Genomic DNA, 14,347 nt, shown 5'->3' with positions numbered 1-14,347 from the left:
GCCCAACTCCTTTAACTCGATGTGCGCTGCACACGACCGGCAAAGAAAATGACCCAGGAAACAATCAACGAAAACAATAAAGAAGCGTTCTTCAAGCGTCATTTCATTGCCGTGATCGAGGACTTGAAGGAAAATGGCTTCAACGACGGCGAAGCCATGGCCATGATTGGCTCTCTCGCGCTCACCGTCTCTGAAGGTCTCGGACACAAAAAATGGAGCGAAGCGAAGGCCGCGTGCACTCGTGAGCAATATGACGCCTTGCTCCTGACGTTCCAGCAGCAGGGCGAAAAGGCCCATGCCGAAGGCTTGAGCAAACAGGCCTACGCCATCCAAACGCTCTCCACCGCCCTCGTGGCCGCGACCCAGCGCAAAGACCCACACATCGCGCAGGGCGAGCCCTTGCTCGACGACATCATCGATGAAGCGATCACCTTCTACGAAACCTTCAAAGACACGACCGTGAATTAAATCAGAGCTGGCGCAAGCCAGCTCTCTTGTTTTCAGCCGCCAAACCGGCCAATCTGAGCCTTGGGAAGCTTCTGTTCCGGGCTCATACGGGACATAAAATGCCAGCACGTATCTCGCGCGCCAGCTATGCCGACATGTACGGCCCGACCACCGGCGATAAAGTCCGGTTGGCGGATACGGAACTCTTCATTGAGGTGGAGAAGGACTTCACCACCTATGGCGAAGAGGTCAAATTCGGTGGCGGTAAAGTCATCCGTGATGGTATGGGCCAATCGCAGCGCACCCGCGCTCAGGGCGCCGTTGATACTGTCATCACCAACGCATTGATCGTCGATCACACCGGCATCTATAAAGCCGATGTCGGCCTCAAGAACGGCGTCATCTCCGGCATTGGCAAAGCGGGCAATCCGGACACCCAGCCGGGCGTAGACATCATCATCGGCCCTTCAACAGAGGCGATCGCCGGCGAGGGTAAAATCCTCACTGCGGGGGGCATGGACGCCCATATCCACTTCATCTGCCCCCAGCAGATCGAAGAAGCGCTGATGAGCGGCGTCACCACCATGCTCGGCGGCGGCTCCGGCCCGGCTCATGGCACGCTCGCCACGACGTGCACTGGCGCTTGGCACATCGAACGCATGATCGAAAGCTTCGACGCCTTCCCGATGAACCTTGCTCTCGCTGGCAAGGGCAATGCGGCCGTTGCCGCCCCGCTCGAAGAAATGATCCTCTCCGGCGCTTCCTGCCTCAAGCTGCACGAAGACTGGGGCACCACCCCCGCCACCATCGACAATTGCCTCTCAGTCGCTGACGATTACGACGTGCAGGTGATGATCCACACCGATACGCTCAATGAATCTGGCTTTGTCGAAGACACGGTCGGCGCCTTCAAAGGCCGCACCATCCACGCCTTCCACACCGAAGGCGCGGGCGGCGGTCACGCTCCGGACATTCTCAAAGTCGCGGGCCTGCCCAACGTCATTCCCTCCTCGACCAATCCGACCCGTCCCTACACGGTCAACACCATTGCCGAGCATCTCGACATGCTCATGGTGTGTCACCACCTCGATCAATCGATCCCGGAAGACGTCGCCTTCGCCGAAAGCCGCATCCGTAAGGAAACCATCGCGGCCGAAGACATTCTGCACGACATGGGCGCCCTCTCGATCATTTCCTCCGACAGCCAAGCCATGGGCCGCGTCGGCGAAGTGCTGATCCGCACCTGGCAAACCGCCGATAAAATGAAGCGCCAGCGCGGTCGCCTGCCGGAAGAAACCGGCGATAACGACAATTATCGCGTCCGCCGCTACATCGCTAAATACACCATCAATCCAGCCATCGCCCACGGCATGAGCCAGCACATCGGCTCAATCGAAGTCGGCAAGCGCGCCGACCTCGTCCTCTGGAACCCAGCCTTCTTCGGCGTCAAACCTGAAATGATCCTGCTCGGCGGCTCGATTGCAGCAGCGCCCATGGGCGACCCAAACGCGTCCATCCCAACACCGCAACCGATGCACTATCGCCCCATGTTTGCGGCCTACGGCAAACTGGCGTCGCGTTCCTCGGTCGTCTTCATCTCACAAGCCGCACACGACGCTGGGCTGCGCAACCGCCTCGGCGTCGACAAACAGCTTCTTCCGGTCTCCAACACGCGTGGGGGCATCGGCAAAGCCGCGATGAAGCTCAACACCGCGACCCCGAACATCGAAGTGCATCCTGAGACCTATGAAGTGCGGGCCAATGGCGTCTTGCTCACCTGCGAGCCCGCAACCGTACTCCCTATGGCACAACGGTATTTTCTCTTCTAAGTCTGTTTGACACTCCCCCCTCGCTGCCGCACATTGCTGCCGTTGCGAGGGAGGTGAGCCATGTCTAAGTCCAAAGGATTCCCCAAGAATCCCGTACAGGCGCTGCGAGCCCAAGAACTCCTCACGGCGCTGCAACAGCTTACCGCCGCCAATGATTGGAAACGCGCCGCCCCGCTCAGCCTTGAGCTCACCCGCATCGCGCCAGAGCTGACAGAGGCCCATGACATCATGGGCCGCGTCGCCTTCCAAACAACCGCCTTCGATATTGCTGAAACCTGCTTTGAACGCGCCGTTGCGCTCGGGCCAGTCAATGCCATGCGGCTGCACGCTTGGGCCACCGCGCTCATCGCTCGCGGCAATTTCAAAGCCGCTGAAAAGGCGCTTGAGCGCGCCCTCGTCTTCCGCCCCAAAGACGCGCAGATCTCCTGCGATCTGGCCGACGCCTATCTTGCCCAAGACCGCTCGAGCGACGCCTTCAAGCTCTTCCGCTCGGTCGCCAAGCAAAACCCGGCCAACAGCTATGCCCGCCATATGCTGTCGGCGCTGTCAGACGCGCGCCAGCCAGATCGGACCTATGTCACAAATCTCTTCGACAGCTACGCGCCCATGTTCGACCAGCACCTAACGGGCGCGCTGCACTACCGCATTCCTGAAATTGTGGCCGAGGCCGTAACGCCCTACAGCCCCTTCGCATCGGTACTCGACCTCGGCTGCGGCACCGGGCTCATCGCAGAGGCGCTCAAAGGCAAATATGCAGCAATCGACGGCGTCGATCTCTCGCCCCGTATGATTGAGAAGGCGACAGAACGGGGCCTCTACCGAACCCTCACCACCGGCGACTGCGTCGACGCGCTCAAAGCAAGTGCCGAGCTGGCATCGAGCTATGACCTCATAGCCGCACTTGATCTACTCATCTACATCGGCCCCGCCGAAGACTTGTTCCAAGCCGTAGCCGCAAAACTCAGCCCAAAGGGTCTCTTCGTCTTCACCACCGAAGCCGCGGACGACACAGGAATAATCATCCGGTCGAGCGGGCGTTTCGCCCACTCGTCTCAGTACATCCGCTCGTGCTTGGCCGCCAATGGGCTCGCTGTGCTGGACCAACAGCATCACACGATCCGGCTCGAACACGAAAAACCAATCCCCGGCGAAGTCTATATTTGCCGACGAAACTGAACTTGTCTAATCCACGAATAGCCATGATTGTATGTCCGTGATTGGGCTATTCGCATCAACCGCGTGATTGGAGAGTTCCTTGACAGTGATCCGCATAATTTCGGCCATCGGCCTTATCTTGGCCAGCACTGGCGCGGTTCTCAGCCAAGACGCTGTGGCCCCTGAAGAAGTTCCCGCAGCGACAGCTCCCGCGCTCAACACGGCTGGCGTTTCGCTGACCATCTCGATTGATACCGCAGGCGATATTGACCGGAAAATGGTCAGCTATGCCTGCGAGAACGGCGTCACCCTGCCCGTTCAATATATCAATGCCGCGCCGAACTTCCTCGCAATCGTGCCGGTAGATGGCGCAAATCTGGTGATGGTCACCACCCTATCTGGCTCGGGGGCGCGATATGTCGCCGGTCCATATGAATGGTGGAGCACAGGGGATGACGCGACCTTGCGAGACCTGATGCAGGATGAGGATAGTGACCCACTCCTCAGCTGCACCGCTGTCGTAAACACTCCATAAAAACCGGAGGGGGAGGCGATGGACTTAGAAAGCCACACTGTCGACCTCTTCGCTCATACCCGCATCGTGATTGGCATGGTGATCGGTCTGGGGATCACCCGGACCCTTCTCACCTTCGCCAATATCATTCAAACACCGAAGACCCACACCAGATCGCTGCTCCACCTGCTGTGGCTCGGGGCCATGCTCGTTGAGCTGGCCCTATTCTGGTATATCCACATTGAACTGGTTCTGCTGCCGCATTGGAACTTCGGCTATTTCGCCTTCTATGTCGGCTATGCGATCGTGCTCTATATGCAGACCGCTCTGCTAACCTCAGACAGAGCACCAGACCATGGTGGCTATCAGGAATTCTTCATTGAGCGGCGCCACTGGTTCTTTGGCTTCTTCATCGCAAGCCAAGTCTTTGATATCTTGGATACAATCTTCCTAGCGCCAAAAGAACAGTTGGAACCGGCCGACCTGATTGTTGGCGGCGTCTTTATCGTTCTAGGCCTCGCTGGATGGATATCGAAGAAGAGGCGTGTCCATTACACCATTATCACGCTGCATATGCTGGGCTTGGCCATTGTGAGCTTCTTCTACGCGATTGAAACAATCTAGCGCTCAGACAAAATAATAAATGTTCAATACTAAGCCATTAGGCTTGGTCCTTGGGTATATAGCTCTCGTGCATTGAGCCATGCCGCAAGGATAACCATGGAACACTTGACGTCTTCCGAAATATTCCTCCACGTCCGAGTACTTCTCGGCACAGTGATCGGCCTGGGTCTCGCCCGTTTGATCATGACCGTCGCTGGCATCATTCAGCACCCCAAGCGCGCAAGATCCTCACTCCTGCACATGCTCTGGGTGTTCTCCATGATCATCGAGCTGGTGCTCTTCTGGTGGTGGGAACTCTCCCTCTACTCAGTTCACGAGTGGACCTTCGGCGTTACAGGTTTCCTCGTCATCTATGCGATGCTGCTCGTTCTCATCGCCACCATTCTCGCGCCCGACCACATTTCTGAATATTCTGGCTACGAGGACTTCTTCCTCAAACGCCGTCGTTGGTTCTTCGGTCTCTTCGCCGTCGTTGCCATCTTCGACGTTATCGACAACGCCATCAAAGGCGGGGTCTACAGCGCACGCTTTGGCGATGGTTATGCCGTGCAGGCCGGAACTGGCATCATTGTTGCTTTGATTGCGTGTTACAGTAGCAATCGCGCCCTCCATCTCACGATCGTGGGGCTGCATTTCGTCTATCAAGCCTATCTGATGAGCAAGTACTTCAACGGCTAGCTCACGACGAGGAAAGTTCATGCGCCGAGTGACCGACATCATCCCCTCCGATCCGTCAGCCACCCCGCCCTATGACAGCATAAAGCTCGAACACTCTGAGCGTCGCCTGCGGCGCAAGGTATTGCGCCTCTCTGGAGGCGATGAAGTCCTCATTGACCTGCCGCAAACCACAACCCTTGATCACACCAGCCTGCTCTTGCTGGACGACGGCCGCACCGTCAGCATTATTCCGGCCGAGGAACTTCTCTACGAAATTCGGGCCAAAGACCCCACCCACCTCATCCGTCTGGGCTGGCATATTGGCAATCGCCATACCCCCGCCCAACTTGAAGAAACACGCATCCTGATCCAGCGCGACCACGTCCTCAAAACCATGCTCGAAGGCTTAGGCGCGACAGTCACCAATGTGAGCGAGCCCTTCTTCGCTGAGCACGGCGCTTATCACAGCCACGCGCATGCCGATGCAGGCCACGCCCTCCTCGCCAAACGCTCATGACCTCAGACCTGCAAAAGCTCCTGACTTGGTTGTCCCCGGCCTTCCCTGTGGGCGCATTTGCTTGGTCGGCTGGTCTCGAAACAGCCATTGTGCAGGGCACAGTTGGAGATCGCGCCACGACAGAGGAATGGGTAGCCGCCACTCTCGATCACGGCGGCATCAAGACCGATGCGATCCTGCTCGCGCATGCCCATCGCTCTCATGCCGATCAGGCGACACTGCGCGACTTGGCCGACTTGTGCCTGGCCCTCACCCCAGCGCGGGAGCGCCACGCCGAGACGGTCCTAACCGGCAACGCCTTCGTGCTGGCGAGCGCCGCCTGGCCGACCGAAAGCCCTCTCGCCCTGCCCAAACCCTGTCCCTATCCCATCGCGATAGGGGCAACAGCCGGTGCACACGGCATCGACGCCCTAGCCACAATTACCGCCTTCCTCACCAGCACAGTGCACAGCCAAGTGTCTGTCGCCGTGCGCCTCGTCCCGATCGGTCAGAACGATGGCCTCGCCATCATGGCCAGCCTCGAACCCAGAATTCTCAAATTGGCCGAAATTTGCTTGGCAGCAACACTGGACGATATCGGTTCGGTAGCCTATTGCGCAGACATCGCACAGATGCAGCACGAGACTCTGGGCACGAGGATATTCCGATCATGAGCATGTTGATTGCCGCTTTTGTTTGTATCGCCCTCTTGGCGATCTCCGTCTCCCACTTCGTCTGGGGCGTCGGCCTGTCCTGGCCCTTGAAGAACCGCAAACTACTTGCGCAAACCGTCGTCGGCTTTACTGGCGTTGAGAAAATGCCAAACCCATTGCTGACCTTGGCCGTTGCCATCGGCACTTTCTATGCAGCCTTCATCGCCCTCGCCATGGCCGACCATGACGGTGGCGGCACCAATCTCAACCTTGTCGGCGGCGTCATTGCCGTTATCTTCCTGGCCCGCGGCATCGTTGGCTACACGCCGAAGTGGCAAGCCATAACCGCCGAACCCATTTTCCGTCTCAACGACAAGCGCGTATATTCGCCACTCTGCCTGTTTATTGGGCTGGGCTTCCTCTCGCTCATCCTCCTTCGCCTCATCTAGTCTCTCGGAGCACGCAATGTCCAAAAGCCTACACGGTCCCCTTCGCATTGGTATTGGTGGACCGGTAGGCTCGGGCAAAACCACCTTGTGCGAGATGCTCCTCAAGGCCATGCGCGACCGCTATTCCATGGCAGTCGTGACCAATGACATCTACACCCAAGAAGACGCGCTGATCCTCGCCCGGGCTCAGGCCATCTCCGAGGATCGCATCGTTGGCGTTGAAACCGGTGGCTGCCCGCACACCGCCATCCGCGAGGACGCCTCGCTCAACCTCGCCGCCATCGACGCGCTCAACGAAAAATTCCCCGATCTCGACATCATTCTAATCGAGAGTGGCGGCGACAACCTCGCGGCAACCTTCTCACCCGATCTTGCGGATCTCACCATCTACGTGATCTCCGTCGCGCAGGGAGAAAAGATCCCGCGCAAGGGAGGGCCAGCCATTTCGCGCTCCGACCTCCTGGTCATCACCCACACCGACCTAGCGCCCTATGTCGGCGCCAGCCTTGCGGTAATGGACAGTGACACGCAAAAAATCCGCGACGGCCGCCCCTATGTCTTCACCGACCTGCTGCGTCGTGAAAGCCTCGACCAAATCATCGGCTTTATCGAAAAGCACGGTGGCTTCGCCGCCGAGGCAGCCGAGTAATGAAAAGCGCAGCGCCCTACCTCAGATTGCGTAAGGCGCTGATCGCTCCCATTCCCGCCCCCAGCTGGCCGACAGGCCTCGTAAAGGCGACGCTGTCCCACGTCCCTCCTGAAGCAGTCCATAAGCTCCTCAAGGCAACCTTCCGCGACATCGCAAAGCCCTGCTCAGCTTGGTATGCAGCGCTGTCTACCGACGAAGAATACGATCCCGCATTAGCGATCCTCGCGCTCGGACCTGACGGCACGGTCGCGGGCTACATCCAAAGCTGGACCTCAGGCTTCGTCAAAGACCTGGTGGTCGCCCCAGAGTATCGCCGTCAGAACATCGGCACCTTGCTCATGGCCGAAACCTTCGCGCTATTCGCCGCGCGCGGCCTCTCTCACGTTGACCTCAAGGTCGAACGCAAAAACAAACCCGCGCAGAAGTTCTACGCGGGCTTGGGCATGATCGAAGTGCTTGATTAGCCTGCGGCGGGCCGAACGAGCACCACCACCGAACGCGGCGGCAGGGTCACCGTAGCGCCTGAAAACGGCACATCCGCATTCGTATCGGACTGAATACCCACCGCCCACTCGCCTTCTGGAATGTGGGCGACAACGGGTTCAATCTTGCGATTGTACCAGATGATCACCTCATCATCCTTGTGGCGCAAATGCTGGCCGAGCACCGAAGCGCTGCTGTCGTTCCAGTCGCCCTCATTCATTTCGCGACCATCAGGGTGCATCCACACCACATCGCGCACGCCATTCTTGTCGTGCCCGGTCAGGAAGTGGTCGTGATGGATGGCCACGTGATCCCGGCGGAAATGATTGAGCGCGGCGACATAGTTGACGAGGTCCCCGTCGACATTGTCCCAATCGACCCAAGTAATCTCATTGTCCTGCGCATAAGCATTATTATTGCCATGCTGGGTGCGATACATCTCATCGCCCTGCTGGATCAGCGGCACGCCGCGCGAGAAGAACAGCGTCGCCAGCATGGCCCGCACATCGCGCTTCCGCGCCGCGATAATCCCCGCGTCGTCCGTTTCGCCTTCGACGCCGCAGTTCCACGACAGATTATGGCTGTGCCCGTCGCGGTTCTCTTCCCCGTTCGCCTCATTGTGCTTGTCGTGGTAGCTCACCAAATCCCTCAGGGTGAACCCGTCGTGCACGGCCAGCATATTGACCCCGTGGCTCGGCTTGCGCCCTGCCACGTCAAAAATCTCAGCCGAGCCCGAAACCTTCCCGGCAAGTGCGCCCAAGGCATGGCTCTCGCCCTTCCAGAAGCCACGGATTTCGTCGCGATAAGTGTCGTTATGCTCGGCAAACTCCTTGCCGAACTGACCCACCGCATAGCCACCCGGACCCGGATCCCACGGCTCAGCCACCAGAATGCACTTGGACAGCACCGGATCTTGCTTGATCTTGCGCAGCATCTCCGCGTCCGGGTTAAATCCCGGATCACGCCCGAGTACGGTCGCCAGATCAAAGCGGAAGCCGGAAACCCCGCATTCCTCGACATAGTAACGCAGGCTGTCGATCACCAACCGCTGCACCGCCGGATGGTCACAGCGCAGCGTATTGCCCGTGCCCGTGTCATTGACGAGGTGCTTCTTCCCATCAACTTCCACGAAGCGATAATAGGTCTGCGGATCAAGCCCCATCATCGAGAGGATCGGCCCTTGCTGGTCGCCCTCCCCGGTGTGGTTATAGACCACGTCGAGGATCACCGAGATATTGGCCTTGCGATAGGTGTCCGTCATCACCCGCAGCTCTTGCGGCCCACGCGGCGCGAGGCGCGGATCAACGGCAAAATAGGCCACGGGATTATAGCCCCAGGCATTGGTCAGCCCGAGCGCCGGAAGGTGCCCCTCGTCAATCCAGGCCGCTGTCGGCATAAGCTGGATCGTATCGACGCCGATATGCTTGAAATGGTCGACCACCCACTTGGTTGTCAGCGCCGCAATAGTGCCGCGCAACGGTCCCTGCACGCTGGGGTGGCGCATGGTGAAGCCACGAACATTGAGTTCGTAATAAAGGCTCGGCGCCTTCTTGCGTGGCACGGCCGGCTCATTGCTCGCCCCCGGCACAATCGCCTTGGGCACCAGCGGAGCGGTATCCACCGCCTCGTCACGTTCCAGACGTAGCTTTGGCGAGCGCACAAACACCCGATCCAAAATCCGCGCATAGGGGTCAACGAGCAGCTTGTTGGGATCAAAGAAAAAGCCCTGATCGGGCTCATACGGCCCGTCTGCGCGCAAGCCATAGCGCGCTCCGGGTCCAATATTGGCGATCAATGCCGCCCTGATGTTGTCCTGATGAACATCAAGCTCAAAGCGCTCGATCTCTTCGTCCAGTTCATTGAACAGACAAACCCAGATCGCCGTGGCGCTTTCGGAGTAAACGGCAAAGTTCACTCCGTCAGCGGTCACGGTTGCGCCCAGGTGCTCGATACGACCAGCACCCGGCACCAGTTCAGGCTTCGATGCGAGAGCCAGATTAGGTGATAACGGTGGGAGCGTCCCGTCCAGTTCGGCTCCGGATTCCTGCGATGGCATCTGCGATCCCGATAAGTTCTGCAAGGGCGACTTGAGTGTCGAGATCGTGGTTTCCATCGGCTGCCTCATAGCGTTCAATATAGAGACGCAACGTGGCACCAACGGTCCCGGTTCCTGACAAACGCAGGACCAATCGCGACCCGTCCGTAAAACCGATCCTCACACCCTGCTTGGCGCTGGTCGAACCATCGACAGGATCGAGATAGCTAAAGTCATCGGCATAGGCGACCTGCAGATCATCGCCCAACACCTGACCGACCAGACCCGGCAGCTTGGCGCGCAGATCATCAACCAGCGTGTTGGCAATCCCAGCATCAACCTCGTCATAGTCGTGGCGGGTGTAATAATTGCGGCCGTAGGTCTTCCAGTGCTCACGCACGATCTCATCGACGCCCTGCTTACGCACGGCAAGAATGTTCAGCCACAGCAGCACAGCCCAAAGGCCATCCTTCTCGCGAACATGATCCGAGCCGGTTCCTGCGCTTTCCTCGCCGCAAATGGTCACGCGGCCAGCATCAAGCAGATTGCCGAAGAACTTCCAGCCCGTTGGCGTCTCATGCATTTCAATGCCGAGCTTCTCGGCCACACGATCCGCCGCCGCACTCGTCGGCATGGAGCGAGCAATCCCCGCGATGCCCTTCTTATAGCCCGGCGCCAAATGCGCATTGGCCGCCAGCAGCGCCAGCGAGTCCGAAGGCGTGACAAACCGCTTCTTGCCGATGATGAGGTTACGGTCCCCGTCACCATCTGAAGCCGCACCAAAATCTGGCCCTGCATCGGTCATCAGCAGGTCATGCATGTCCTTACAGTACACAAGGTTCGGATCGGGGTGCCCGTCGTCAAACGACGGCGACGGCGTACCATTGATAACCGTGCCCTTGGGCGCACCCAGCATGTCCTCAATGATCTTGTGCGCATAGGGGCCCGTGACCGCCGACATCGCATCAAAAGTCATGCGGAAGCCGCCCTTGAACATCGCGCGGATCGCGTCGAAGTCGAAAAGGCTCTCCATCAGCTTGGCATAGTCGGCAACCGGATCGATCACCTCCACCACCATGTCACCCACTTTCTGGGTGCCAGTCGTGCCGAGATCAATGTCCGCCGCGTCGATGCTCTTATAGCTGTCGATTACCTTCGAGCGCGCATAAACCGCGTCGGTAATCTTCTCCGGCGCCGGACCACCATTGCCAATGTTGTACTTGATGCCGAAATCACCATCCGGCCCGCCCGGATTGTGCGACGCCGACAAGACGAGGCCGCCAAACGCCTTATAGTGGCGGATCACATGGCTTGCTGCCGGGGTAGAGAGCAGACCGCCCTGCCCGACAAGCACCTTGCCAAAGCCATTTGCCGCCGCGATGCGGATCGCCTTCTGAATGGCGACGTCGTTGAAAAAACGACCATCCCCACCGATCACCAGCGTCTGCCCTGCAAAACCTTCAAGGCTATCGAAGATCGCCTGAATGTAGTTCTCGACATAGTTCGGTTGGCTGTAGACGGTGACCCGCTTGCGCAGCCCGGACGTCCCCGGCTTCTGATCCTGATACGGCGTTGTCTTAATCGTCTGAATTGTCATCGAGCTTATATCCGATCAGCGAAGCGTAGAGTTGGGCGTAGCGGCGTGCGCTTGCTTGCCAGCTCACCTCCGACTTCATCCCGCGCTTCTGCATTTTCTTCCAAGATTTTTCATCGGCGTAGAGCGCCAGCGTGCGGCGGATGGCGTTTGCCAATGCCCCTTCGCTCGGCGGCGAAAACTGAACGCCCGTCGCAACATCGGCGGAGAGCGCCGCCACATTGGCGTCGATTACGGTATCATTGAGACCGCCCACCCGCGCCACTAGCGGAATACATCCGTAGCGCAGCGCATAGAGCTGCGTCAGACCGCAGGGTTCAAACCGTGAGGGCACCATCATCACATCGGCCCCGCCCTGAATGAGATGGCTGAGCGCTTCGTTGTAACCGGTCACGAGCCCGACCTTGCCCGGGTGGCGCTGCGCGGCAGCCCGAATGGCGTTCTCCAGCCCCACTTCGCCTGAGCCCAGCACAGCCAGCTGCGCCCCCGCCGCCACCATCATATCGATATTGGCGGCGATCAGGTCGATGCCCTTCTGCCAGGTCAGGCGCGACACCACTGCAAACAGCGGCCCATCGCTCTTGTTGAGGCCGAAGCTCTCCTGCAACTTGGTCTTGTTCGCCTTGCGATACTGGATCGTATTGGCAGAATAATTCTGCGTCAGCGCCGGGTCGGTCGCCGGGTTCCAAGCCCCAAGGTCAATGCCATTGAGCACGCCGTCCACCGTCGATGGGCGATTGTTGAGAATGCCCTCAAGCCCCATGCCAAACTCATGGGTACGGATTTCAGCGGCATAGCTCGGGCTAACAGTGGTCACAAAGTCAGCGCATTCAATGCCCGCTTTGAGATAGCTCACGCCGCCATAATATTCGACGCCATCGACGGCGAAGGCATGAGGCGGCAGGCGCAACTGGCCAAAAATTTCACCACCGAAATTGCCCTGAAACGCCATGTTATGAACGGTCATAACCGTCTTAACGGACGATGCCGGACCGAATTTTACATAGGCCGGAACAAGACCTGCCTGCCAATCATGGCAATGGATGACCTGCGGGCGATAGGCCTCAACCAGCCCCGCGCCCAGCTCCGACGCGACCCAAGACAGGGCCGCAAAGCGTTTCCAATTATCCGGCCAATCCCAGCCTTCAGGCCCGAGATAGGGGTTCCCCGGTCGGTCATAGAGCGCTGGCGCATCGAGAACGATGAGATCGAGCCCTGCCGCTTGCCCGGCGATGAGCTTGGCCTTGACGCCAAACAAATCGTCGAAACTGGCCACGACCCGACCATCGGTCATCTTGGCCATAATGGCGGGATAACCCGGCACCAGCGTGCGCATGGTCACGCCCTGTTCAGCCAAAGCGGCAGGGAGCGCGCCGGCGACGTCCGCCAGCCCGCCCGTTTTGATCAGCGGATAAATCTCCGCCGTGACCGAGAGAACTTCGATCATCTATCCGCCAGATATTTGTTGATCATGGCCTGCGTCACGAGCGTGACCCCTTCTTCAGTTCGCCTGAAATACTTGGCGTCGAATTCCGGGTCTTCGCCCACGACAAGTCCTTCGGGAACACTCACGCCGCGGTCGATAACCACCTTGCGCAAGCGAGCATTCCGCCCGATTTCGCAATAGGGCAGCACCACCGCCTCATCAAGCACCGAATAGGAATGGACGCGCGCCCCGGTGGACAACAGCGTGCGCTGCACATGCCCGCCTGAAATAATGCAATCCCCTGACACCAGAGAATTCACCGCCGAGCCCCGACGCCCGTCATAATCATGCACGAACTTAGCGGGCGGGGTGATTTCGGCGTGGGTCCAGATCGGCCAGTCACGATCATAAAGATCAAGCTGCGGGGTGATGTCGGTCAGATCGATATTGGCCTTCCAATAGGCGTCGACCGTGCCCACGTCACGCCAGTAAGCGACCTTCTCATTGCTCGAGCGGACGCAGGAGCGATTGAACCGATGCGCCCATGCCGTACCGTTCTTGACGATGTAAGGAATGATATCCTTGCCGAAGTCGCGGCTTGAGCCTTCCGTCGCCGCATCGCGACGCAATTGCTCCATTAGGAAACGCGTCTCAAACACGTAAATCCCCATGGAGGCCAGCGCCATGTCTGGGCGATCAGGAATGCCCGGCGGGTCCTTCGGCTTTTCGACGAAATCGACCACGCGGTCGCGCCCATCAACGCGCATCACGCCGAAGCCCTGGGCTTCCATACGCGGCACTTCGAGGCAACCAATGGTCACATCAGCGCCGGTATCGACGTGCTGACGGAGCATGATTTCATAGTCCATCTTGTAGATATGGTCGCCCGCCAGAATGACGATATAGCGCGCGCCATAATCCTCGATGATGTCCATGTTCTGATACACGGCGTCGGCCGTGCCAGCGTACCACATGTCCTCCGCCACGCGCTGCGATGCGGGCAGCACGTCAAAGCTCTCGTTACGCTCCGTGCGCAAGAAGTTCCAGCCGCGCGACAAGTGGCGGATCAAGCTATGCGCCTGATATTGCGTTGCCACCGAAATGCGTCGGATGCCGGAGTTGATCGCATTGCTCAGCGCGAAATCGATGATGCGCGACTTGCCGCCAAAGTACACAGCTGGCTTAGCGCGGCGATCCGTCAATTCCATAAGCCGCGTGCCTCGCCCCCCAGCCAGCACATAGGCCATCGCCTCACGAGCTAAAGGCGACGGGACCCGATATTCAGCCATAGTAGTCTCCCTCCTCAAGCCCGGCAAACGCCACCGGGCGCTACTCA

General features: G+C 58.9%; 15 protein-coding genes. 11 read left to right on the top strand and 4 right to left on the bottom strand.

Annotated elements, in window-relative coordinates; all coding sequences use genetic code 11:
- Positions 1-48 precede the first annotated feature (48 nt).
- From HKD40_RS07450 to HKD40_RS07400, 11 genes are all read left to right on the top strand, one after another.
- Positions 49-468, top strand: coding sequence for a hypothetical protein (locus HKD40_RS07450; protein WP_169195112.1), 420 nt, complete (start codon positions 49-51; stop codon positions 466-468).
- A 98-nt stretch (positions 469-566) separates the two neighbouring features.
- Complete coding sequence (gene ureC, locus HKD40_RS07445) at positions 567-2,276, top strand: urease subunit alpha (protein ID WP_169195111.1); 1,710 nt, start codon at positions 567-569, stop codon at positions 2,274-2,276.
- A 60-nt stretch (positions 2,277-2,336) separates the two neighbouring features.
- Complete coding sequence (locus HKD40_RS07440) at positions 2,337-3,452, top strand: methyltransferase domain-containing protein (protein WP_169195110.1); 1,116 nt, start codon at positions 2,337-2,339, stop codon at positions 3,450-3,452.
- An 85-nt stretch (positions 3,453-3,537) separates the two neighbouring features.
- On the top strand, positions 3,538-3,966 hold the full coding sequence (locus HKD40_RS07435; protein ID WP_248306612.1) for an MliC family protein: 429 nt from the start codon (positions 3,538-3,540) through the stop codon (positions 3,964-3,966).
- Between the two features lie 18 nt (positions 3,967-3,984).
- A complete protein-coding gene (locus tag HKD40_RS07430) occupies positions 3,985-4,569 on the top strand; it encodes a hypothetical protein (RefSeq protein ID WP_169195108.1) in 585 nt (194 codons plus the stop codon).
- Positions 4,570-4,665: 96 nt separating this feature from the next.
- The gene (locus HKD40_RS07425) at positions 4,666-5,247 is read left to right on the top strand and encodes a hypothetical protein (RefSeq protein WP_169195107.1); all 582 of its coding nucleotides are present in this window, start codon (positions 4,666-4,668) and stop codon (positions 5,245-5,247) included.
- 19 nt (positions 5,248-5,266) lie between these two features.
- Positions 5,267-5,743: an urease accessory protein UreE gene (locus HKD40_RS07420; RefSeq protein ID WP_169195106.1), complete on the top strand. Its 477-nt coding sequence runs from the start codon at positions 5,267-5,269 to the stop codon at positions 5,741-5,743.
- Positions 5,740-6,396 (top strand): urease accessory protein UreF, encoded by a 657-nt coding sequence (locus tag HKD40_RS07415; RefSeq protein ID WP_169195105.1) that lies wholly within the window; start codon positions 5,740-5,742, stop codon positions 6,394-6,396. Before HKD40_RS07420 ends, HKD40_RS07415 begins: the two co-directional genes overlap by 4 nt.
- Positions 6,393-6,824, top strand: coding sequence for a DUF3995 domain-containing protein (locus HKD40_RS07410; protein ID WP_169195104.1), 432 nt, complete (start codon positions 6,393-6,395; stop codon positions 6,822-6,824). The genes HKD40_RS07415 and HKD40_RS07410 overlap by 4 nt, the downstream gene beginning before the upstream one ends.
- A gap of 16 nt (positions 6,825-6,840) precedes the next feature.
- A complete protein-coding gene (gene ureG, locus HKD40_RS07405; protein ID WP_169195103.1) occupies positions 6,841-7,473 on the top strand; it encodes an urease accessory protein UreG in 633 nt (210 codons plus the stop codon).
- Entirely contained in the window at positions 7,473-7,937 is a 465-nt protein-coding gene (locus tag HKD40_RS07400) for a GNAT family N-acetyltransferase (protein WP_169195102.1), read from the top strand. Before ureG ends, HKD40_RS07400 begins: the two co-directional genes overlap by 1 nt.
- Here HKD40_RS07400 and glgX read toward each other — a convergent pair.
- The 4 genes from glgX to glgC are packed head-to-tail and all read right to left on the bottom strand — an operon-like array spanning position 7,934 to position 14,300.
- Positions 7,934-10,069: a glycogen debranching protein GlgX gene (glgX, locus tag HKD40_RS07395; RefSeq protein ID WP_248305961.1), complete on the bottom strand. Its 2,136-nt coding sequence runs from the start codon at positions 10,067-10,069 to the stop codon at positions 7,934-7,936. The genes HKD40_RS07400 and glgX overlap by 4 nt on opposite strands.
- The gene (locus HKD40_RS07390) at positions 9,954-11,588 is read right to left on the bottom strand and encodes an alpha-D-glucose phosphate-specific phosphoglucomutase (RefSeq protein ID WP_169195101.1); all 1,635 of its coding nucleotides are present in this window, start codon (positions 11,586-11,588) and stop codon (positions 9,954-9,956) included. Before HKD40_RS07390 ends, glgX begins: the two co-directional genes overlap by 116 nt.
- Entirely contained in the window at positions 11,569-13,029 is a 1,461-nt protein-coding gene (gene glgA, locus HKD40_RS07385; RefSeq protein ID WP_169195261.1) for a glycogen synthase GlgA, read from the bottom strand. Before glgA ends, HKD40_RS07390 begins: the two co-directional genes overlap by 20 nt.
- Positions 13,029-14,300 carry a glucose-1-phosphate adenylyltransferase gene (gene glgC, locus HKD40_RS07380; RefSeq protein ID WP_169195100.1) on the bottom strand — a complete coding sequence of 424 codons (1,272 nt, stop codon included), beginning with the start codon at positions 14,298-14,300 and terminating at the stop codon, positions 13,029-13,031. Before glgC ends, glgA begins: the two co-directional genes overlap by 1 nt.
- Positions 14,301-14,347: the final 47 nt, after the last annotated feature.

It is taken from the genome of Devosia sp. MC1541, assembly GCF_012847305.1.
Lineage (GTDB): Bacteria > Pseudomonadota > Alphaproteobacteria > Rhizobiales > Devosiaceae > Devosia.
Note: the sequence above shows the minus strand (reverse complement) of the source record. Positions and strands in the feature narration are given on the sequence as shown.